The sequence below is a fragment of the Rudaea sp. genome, from assembly GCF_036383415.1.
In the GTDB taxonomy this organism is placed as follows: domain Bacteria; phylum Pseudomonadota; class Gammaproteobacteria; order Xanthomonadales; family Rhodanobacteraceae; genus Rudaea.
In genome coordinates this window covers 1-7,493 of sequence record NZ_DASVOK010000439.1, presented here as the reverse complement: position 1 = coordinate 7,493, position 7,493 = coordinate 1, and the positions used below count along the sequence as shown (strand labels likewise).

General features: G+C 65.1%; 7 protein-coding genes. 2 read left to right on the top strand and 5 right to left on the bottom strand.

The window, feature by feature from the left end:
* Positions 1-290: 290 nt before the first annotated feature.
* From VF497_RS15860 to prmB, 4 genes are all read right to left on the bottom strand, one after another.
* Positions 291-1,319 carry an aspartate-semialdehyde dehydrogenase gene (locus VF497_RS15860; RefSeq protein ID WP_330890485.1) on the bottom strand — a complete coding sequence of 343 codons (1,029 nt, stop codon included), beginning with the start codon at positions 1,317-1,319 and terminating at the stop codon, positions 291-293.
* A gap of 96 nt (positions 1,320-1,415) precedes the next feature.
* Positions 1,416-2,354, bottom strand: a complete 939-nt coding sequence (locus VF497_RS15855; protein ID WP_330890482.1) for a D-glycerate dehydrogenase — start codon at positions 2,352-2,354, stop codon at positions 1,416-1,418.
* A gap of 49 nt (positions 2,355-2,403) precedes the next feature.
* Positions 2,404-3,507: a chorismate synthase gene (gene aroC / locus VF497_RS15850; RefSeq protein ID WP_330890481.1), complete on the bottom strand. Its 1,104-nt coding sequence runs from the start codon at positions 3,505-3,507 to the stop codon at positions 2,404-2,406.
* 154 nt (positions 3,508-3,661) lie between these two features.
* Complete coding sequence (prmB, locus tag VF497_RS15845; protein WP_330890479.1) at positions 3,662-4,579, bottom strand: 50S ribosomal protein L3 N(5)-glutamine methyltransferase; 918 nt, start codon at positions 4,577-4,579, stop codon at positions 3,662-3,664.
* 38 nt (positions 4,580-4,617) lie between these two features.
* Between prmB and VF497_RS15840 the strand changes: the two genes are divergently transcribed.
* Together VF497_RS15840 and asd are read left to right on the top strand one after the other, a co-directional pair.
* Positions 4,618-5,259, top strand: a complete 642-nt coding sequence (locus VF497_RS15840; RefSeq protein WP_330890477.1) for an SCO family protein — start codon at positions 4,618-4,620, stop codon at positions 5,257-5,259.
* 3 nt (positions 5,260-5,262) lie between these two features.
* The gene (gene asd, locus VF497_RS15835) at positions 5,263-6,108 is read left to right on the top strand and encodes an archaetidylserine decarboxylase (RefSeq protein WP_330890475.1); all 846 of its coding nucleotides are present in this window, start codon (positions 5,263-5,265) and stop codon (positions 6,106-6,108) included.
* 18 nt (positions 6,109-6,126) lie between these two features.
* Here the strand turns inward: asd and VF497_RS15830 are convergent.
* On the bottom strand, positions 6,127-7,493 hold a 1,367-nt coding region (locus VF497_RS15830; RefSeq protein ID WP_330890473.1), incomplete at its 5' end, for a hypothetical protein.

Sequence of the window (7,493 nt, the reverse complement as noted above, 5' to 3'; positions counted from 1 at the left end):
TGGTTGAGCCCGGACTTGATCTGGATTGGCCCCAGGCCCAGTGCGAAAGCCTGGCTTGCAGCCAGCGCCAAGGCAACCGAGAGCGCGGATTTGATAGGCCCTTTCATGCTTTTTCCCCAAAGATCGGATGTTGTCAGGCGCGACTTTGCAATTCCGGGGCAACTCCCGGCCGTGCACATCTTAGAATGCACATCATCTAAGGGGCATAACTATGAAACGCCACTGCGTTTTTCGCAAGGGCTCGGGATCGCTGGAGCGATCCCGAAATGCGAATCTGATCAAAGATCGGGTCAAAGATAGGAGGCGATCAGCAGCTCGCCGACCTGCACCGCATTGAGCGCCGCACCCTTGCGGATATTGTCGGAAACGATCCACAGGTCGAGACCGTTGGGATGCGAGACATCCTCGCGGATGCGGCCGACGAAGGTCTCGTCGTTGCCCGCCGCGTCGCCGACCGGGGTGGGATAGCCGCCGGCCTTGCGCTCGTCGATAACCTTGACGCCCGGCGCCGTCTCGAGCAGCGCGCGCGCTGCCTCGGCGGTGACCTTGTCGCGCGTCTCGATGTGCACGGCTTCCGAGTGACCGTAGAACACCGGCACGCGCACCGCGGTTGGATTCACGAGGATGGATTTGTCCTCGAGTATCTTCTGCGTCTCCCAGACCATCTTCATCTCTTCCTTGGTGTAGCCGTTGGCCTGGAATTCGTCGATATGCGGGATCACGTTGAACGCGATCTGCTTGGTGAACTTCGACGGTGGATACTCCTGGAAATTGAGCAGCGCCGCGGTCTGCTTGCCGAGCTCCTCCGCACCCGAGCGGCCAGCGCCCGAAACGGACTGGTACGTCGCCACGTTGATGCGCGTGATGCCGTACTTGCGGTGGATCGGCGCGAGCGCGACGAGCATCTGCATGGTCGAGCAGTTCGGATTGGCGATGATGCCGTGCTTCGTGTAGCCCGCGATCGCGTGCGGGTTCACTTCGCTGATGACGAGCGGGATGTCATCCTGGTAACGAAACTCCGAAGTGTTGTCGATCACGACCGCACCGGCCGCGGCAGCGCGCGGTGCGTGCACTTTCGACACGCTGCCGCCGGCCGAGAAGAACGCGATGTCGACTCCCTTGAAATCGAAGTCGGCAAGGTTCTGCACGGTGATCTGTTTGCCGTTGAACTCGACCTTGCCACCCGCGCTACGCTCGCTCGCGAGCGGCACGAGTTCGGAAATCGGGAATTTGCGCTCGGCGAGGATGCTCAACAACGTCTCGCCGACGGCGCCGGTGGCGCCGACCATCGCAACCTTGTACTTCTCTTTCTTGCTCATTGTTACGTCAACTCGAGGCTTCGGGGAGTGGATTCTTGTTTGCTGCGCAGCAGCATAGCACGCAAATCCGGGCGCGCCAAACAGCCGTCTGGACGTCTAAATGACATTGGGCGGCCGCCCCGCATCCGGGCCATGGCCGAGCGCAGCAATCAGGTTGTCGACGGCCAGCGACGCCATCGCGCGCCGTGTCGCCAGGCTCGCGCTGCCGATATGCGGCGTCAGCACCACGTTGTCGAGCGCAAGCATTTCGGCCGGCACCTCAGGCTCGCGTTCGAACACATCGAGCCCCGCACCGGCAATGCGTTTCTCGCGCAGCGCCGCGATCAATGCCGCATCGTTGACCACGCCGCCCCGTGCGATGTTGATCAGATAGGCGTCGCGTTTCATCGCCGCCAGCTCGGCCGTGCCGATCATGTGCCGTGTTTCGGCGCTCAGCGGCACGGTCAGCACGACGAAGTCGGCCTCGCGCAACAAGCTGTCGCGATCGACATAGCGTGCCTTGCAGTCCTGCTCGATTTCGGCGGCGACGCGCGAACGGTTGTGGTAGATCACCGGCATACGGAAACCGCTCGCGCGCCGCGCGATCGCCTGGCCGATGCGGCCCATGCCGAAGATGCCGAGCGTTTTGCCGTAGACGTCGCCGCCGAGCATGATGTGGAACGACATGCCCTTCCAGTTGCCGGCACGCAGCCAGCGCTCGGCCTCGGTCACGCGCCGCGCGGTGGCCATCATCAGCGTCCAGGCGAAATCCGCAGTGGTCTCGTCGAGCACGCCGGGCGTGTTGGTCGCGATGATGCCGGCTTTCTTCAGTGCGGCGATGTCGAGATTATTGTAACCAACGCCGCGGTTCGCCACGGCACGCAGCAGCGGCGTCTGCGCGATCACGCCCGCGTCGACCGGATCGGCCACGCCCAGGATCGCGCCAGTCTTGTCGCGCAGCTTCTGCGCCATCTGCTCGCGCGTCCAGTCGCGGTCGCCATCTTCGACTTCGACATCGAAATATTCGCGCAGACGATCGAGGATATCGTCGAACAAGGGGCGCGAGACCCAGACGCGAGGGCGCGACGCTTGCGTGCTCATAGCACTACACTTCGACCGAGCCCGGAATGCGCGGCTTGATCTCACCCACATCACCGCACTGCGCGCGATGCCGCAGCGCGTGATCCATCAGCACGAGCGCGATCATCGCCTCGCCGATCGGCGTCGCGCGGATGCCGACGCAGGGATCGTGGCGACCGATCGTGCGCACGTCGATGGGCTCGCCCGCGAGGTTCACGCTCTTTCCGGGAATCAGGATGCTCGAGGTCGGCTTCAGCGCCATCGAAGCGACGACCTGCTGGCCTGAGGAAATGCCGCCGAGAATGCCGCCGGCGTGGTTGGAGAGAAAACCCTGCGGCGTGATCTCGTCGCGGTGCTCGCTGCCGCGCTGCGCGACCGCGGCGAAACCGTCGCCGATCTCGACGCCTTTGACCGCGTTGATCGACATCAGCGCCGAGGCGATGTCCTGATCGAGCTTGCCGTAGATCGGCTCGCCCCAGCCCGGTGGCACGCCGTCGGCGACGACAGTGACGCGCGCGCCGACCGAGTCGCCGGATTTGCGCAGCGCGTCCATGTATTTTTCGAGTTCCGTCACCATCGCAGCATCGGGCCAGAAAAATACGTTCTCTTCGACCGCACTCCAATCAAATGCTCTTGGCTTTACTTCGCCGATCTGCGACAGATAGCCGCGCACGACGACGCCGTAGCGCTGCGCGAGCCACTTCTTCGCGATCACACCCGCGGCGACACGCATCGTCGTTTCGCGCGCGGACGATCGTCCGCCGCCGCGCGGATCGCGGATGCCGTATTTCTGCCAGTAGGTGTAGTCGGCGTGCGCGGGGCGGAACGTCTGCGCGACCTCGGCGTAGTCCTTCGAACGCGCATCGGTATTGCGGATCAGCAGGGCGATCGGCGTGCCCGTCGTCTTGCCCTCGTACACGCCGGAAAGAATCTCGATGTCGTCGGCTTCGCGCCGCTGCGAGGTGTAACGCGACTTGCCGGTAGCGCGGCGGTCGAGGTCTTGGCGGAATTCATCGGCCGACAATTCCAATCCCGGCGGGCAGCCGTCGACGACGCAGCCGATCGCGGGACCGTGGCTTTCGCCGAAAGTTGTAACGGTTAGAAGCTTTCCGAAAGAGTTGCTAGACACGATGTTGCCCTTGCTTCCCTTCTCCCGCCGGGAGAAGGTGGCGCGCAGCGCCGGATGAGGGAAAGGTGTTTCACGTTGAAACGTCGTTGCACACCGAAAGGCTCTTCCCTCATCCGCCCTTCGGGCACCTTCTCCCGGCGGGAGAAGGAAAGCGTCAGCGTTTCTTCAACACCGCCTTGATCGCCTTCGCATGCGCAACGATATCTTCGCGCGCGATCGCGAACACGCCCATCTGACCGACTTCGAACTCGATCCAGTTGAGCGGCAGCTTGGGCAGCAGTTCGACCAGCGCGCGTTCGCTCTCGCCGACTTCGACGATCAGCATGCCACCCTTCGACAAATGCGCGGGCGCCTCGTCGAGGATGCGCAGCGCGAAATCGAGTCCGTCCGCTCCGGCCACCAAACCCAGCTTCGGTTCATGGTCGTATTCGGGCGGCAGCGCGGCGAATTCCTGTTCGGTGACGTAGGGCGGATTGCTGACGATCAGGTCGTAGACCTCCCCTTTCAACTTGGCGAACAAGTCGGACTTGATCGCGCGCACGCGGCCTTCGACGTTCTGGAATTCGATGTTCTCCCTGGCCAGCGACAGCGCCTTGTCGCTGACGTCGACGAGATCAACGTGCCAGCCGGGATTGTGCGCGGCCATCGCGATGCCGATGCAGCCCGAGCCCGTGCACAGGTCGAGCGCACGCTGCATGGCGACGTTGTCGAGCCAGGGCGAAAAGCCGTTCAAGATCATCTCGGCGATCGGCGAGCGCGGCACGAGCGCGCGCTCGTCGGACTTGAACTTGAGCCCGGCGAACCAGGCCTCGCCGGTCAGGTAGGCGACCGGCTTGTGCTCCTTGACCCGGCGCTCGATCAGCTTGAACACTGCCTTTTTCTCTGCCGCGGTCAGCTTGGCCGAGCCGTAGGCCGGCGACAGGTCGTGCGGCAGATGCAGCGTATGCAGCACGAGGTGCGTCGCCTCGTCGAGCGCGTTGTCGTAGCTGTGGCCGAAGGTCAGCCCGGCGCCGGCAAAGCGGCTTGCGCCGTAGCGGATGAAGTCGATGATGGTGGCAAGTTCATTGGTCATCCCACAAGTATACAGAACGGGCCCGCTATAATGGCCGCATGAATTCGCCTGCCCCCGCCTCACGGCCCAATGTCACTCTGTTGATCGTCCTCGCCGCGGTAGTCGCCGCGTTCGGCCTGTGGCTCGGCACGCGCTATGCGAATGCGCCCGCGCAGCCGAAGCTCGCGAGTGCCCTGCTCTATCCCGAGCCGCGCACGATTGCCGACTTCGCGCTGCAACAAGCGAACGGCAAACCGCTGACGCCGGCCGACTGGCGCGGCCACTGGAACTTTGTCTACTTCGGCTACACGACCTGCCCCGATGTCTGCCCGACCACGCTGGCCGAACTCAAGTCGGTCTGGGCCGAGCTCGGCAAGCGCGGTGCGCAGGACAAGCTGCGCGTCGATTTCGTTTCGGTCGATCCCGAGCGCGACACGGCCGACACGCTTGCCAAGTACGTCGGCTTCTTCAGCCCCGACTTCGTCGCCGCAACCGGCTCCGATGCGGAGCTGACCAAACTCACGCGCTCGCTCGGCATCGTCTACTCGCGCACGAAGAAGGACGACGGCAGCATCGAGGTCGATCACTCGGGCTCGATAGTCATCGTCGATCCGCAGGGCCGGCTTGTCGGCCTGTTCCGCCCGCCGTTCGCGGCCAAGGATCTCGCCGACGACATGACCACACTCGCCGGCTGGCGCTGACGCATGCGCGCGGCCCTCGCTCTGCAATACGTCCTGCCGCACCGCGCGCTGTCGCGCATCGTCTACTGGGCGACGCGCTGGACGTGGGCGCCGTGGAAGAATTTCCTCATTGACACCGTGGTGAAGAACTACGCGGTGGACATGGGCGATGCCGCGCAACCGGACCCGAGCGCCTACGCCAGCTTCAACGCATTCTTCACGCGCGCGCTCAAGCCGGGCGCGCGCACCGCACCGGCCGATCTGCGCGCGGTCGCCTGCCCGGCCGACGGCAGGATCAGCCAGGCCGGATCAATCCAGGATGGCCGCATCTTCCAGGCCAAGGGCTTCGATTTCAGCGTCGCCGAACTGCTCGGCGACGAGATCGAGGCGCAAAAGTATACGAATGGACAATTCGTCACCGTATACCTGTCGCCGCGCGACTACCACCGCATGCACATGCCGCTGGCCGGCACGCTGCGCGAGACCGTGCATATTCCGGGGCGCCTGTTCAGCGTCGCGCCGTTCACGGTCGAGGGAGTGCCGCGCCTGTTCGCGCGCAACGAACGCCTGGTCTGCCATTTCGACGGCAACGGGCCTGATGGAATCGGTGGCCCGTTCGCCGTGGTCATGGTCGGCGCGATGCTCGTGTCGAGCGTGGAGACGGTCTGGAGCGGTCTCGAAATTCCGCCCTACGCGAGCACGATTGCGCGCAAGGACTGGCGCGAAAAGCGCATCCGCCTGGAACGTTTCGCCGAAATGGGCCGCTTCAACATGGGCTCGACCGTGATCCTGCTGCTGCCGGCCAGCCACGCGGCGAAACTCGCGGTCGCTGCGGGCGCCAGCGTGCGCGTGGGCCAGGCGATCGGCTGACCCACGCGCAGCGCGACTTCAGCGCAACGGATAGACGAAGACGTCGGCCGAGCCGTGATTGTGTGTCGCGGTCGTGTTGCCGTAGGTCACGCCGCTGGTCCAGATCGTCGCACCGTCGAGCGCCATGAACAGGTTCGATTCCGCATAGGCATCGGCGCCATCGTTGTGCACCGTGCCGAACTGACGCAGGCTCTGCACTCTGCCCTGCTTGTCGAGCGTCGCGGCGAAAACATCGCGGTCGCCGACCAGCGTGCCGAGGCGTCCAAACGTGTGGCCGACGACGACGATGTTGTCGTCCGTCGGCGCGGCGATCGCGACGCCCGCGTCGTCGTCCGCCGTGCCGATCTCGCGCTGCCAGCGCACGCGTCCGTCCGACGAATACGCGATGACCACTGCGTCCTTGCCGCCGTTGCTGCCAGTGCCGAGCGTGCCGGCGGCGAGCAGCGTGCCGTTCGGACTGACCGCGAGGCCCGCAATCAGATCGTTGCCGGCCGTGCCGGTCTGTTTGAGCCAACTGCGCGTGCCGTCCGGCGTGAACGCGGCGACCCAACCGTCGGTGCCGCCGGCGGAGCTTGCGCCGGGCATCGCCGCTGACGTGACCCCGCCGACGTAAACCGCATTCGCGGACGCGACTACCGCAAGCGCCTTGTCCTCGCCGGGGCCGCCGAACTGGCGGCTCCACAGCACGTCGCCGTTGCGGTCGATGCGCATGAGGAACGCGTCCTTGTCGCCGGCATTTGCGGTCGTGCCGTCGATCGAGCCTTTGGTGTATCCGGCGAGATAGCTGCCGCCTTTGCCGTCGGGCGCGATCGCGTAAGCACGGTCGGCCGCGGCGGGATCGCCGTACTGATGTCGCCACAACACCGTGCCGTCGACGCCGATCGCTGCGGCCATCGCATCGCCGGCGCTGTTCGACAACGCGTGCGCGCCGTCGAGATTGCCGTTCGTGTAGCCGGCGACGGTGACCGAGCCGTCCGCATTGCGAATCGCGCCGTACAAGCGTTCCGCGGCTGCAGTGCCGAATTGGGTCGTCCACAAGGTCTGGCCGTTGGCCGCGCGATGGGTGACGACTGCGTCGGTGCTCCCGGCGTACGGCGCACCGTTGATCGAACCCGTGGCGGCGAGCGCGACGATCGCACCACCCGCACCGTCGGGCACGATGCCACCGGCCCAGTCGTCACCCGCCGTGCCGATCAGCGCTGTGTCGATCGCCTGCGGCTGGACCGTGCCGATGTAGTGGAACAGGTTCTGCACGCCCTCGACGAAACCGGGCCGCCACACGTCCCAATCGTGACCGCCGCCGAGCACGCGCCAGTCGGCGCTGATGCCCGACGTGCGCACGAGCTTGTTGTAAACCACGGCGGTTTCGAAATCGAGATCGTGCG

What these genes read in the sequence shown, in the direction of transcription:
- VF497_RS15860 (WP_330890485.1), bottom strand. Translation starts at nt 1,319, where the DNA reads ATGAGCAAGAAAGAGAAGTACAAGGTTGCGATGGTCGGCGCCACCGGC.
- prmB (WP_330890479.1), bottom strand. Translation starts at nt 4,579, where the DNA reads ATGACCAATGAACTTGCCACCATCATCGACTTCATCCGCTACGGCGCA.
- VF497_RS15840 (WP_330890477.1), top strand. Translation starts at nt 4,618, where the DNA reads ATGAATTCGCCTGCCCCCGCCTCACGGCCCAATGTCACTCTGTTGATC.
- asd (WP_330890475.1), top strand. Translation starts at nt 5,263, where the DNA reads ATGCGCGCGGCCCTCGCTCTGCAATACGTCCTGCCGCACCGCGCGCTG.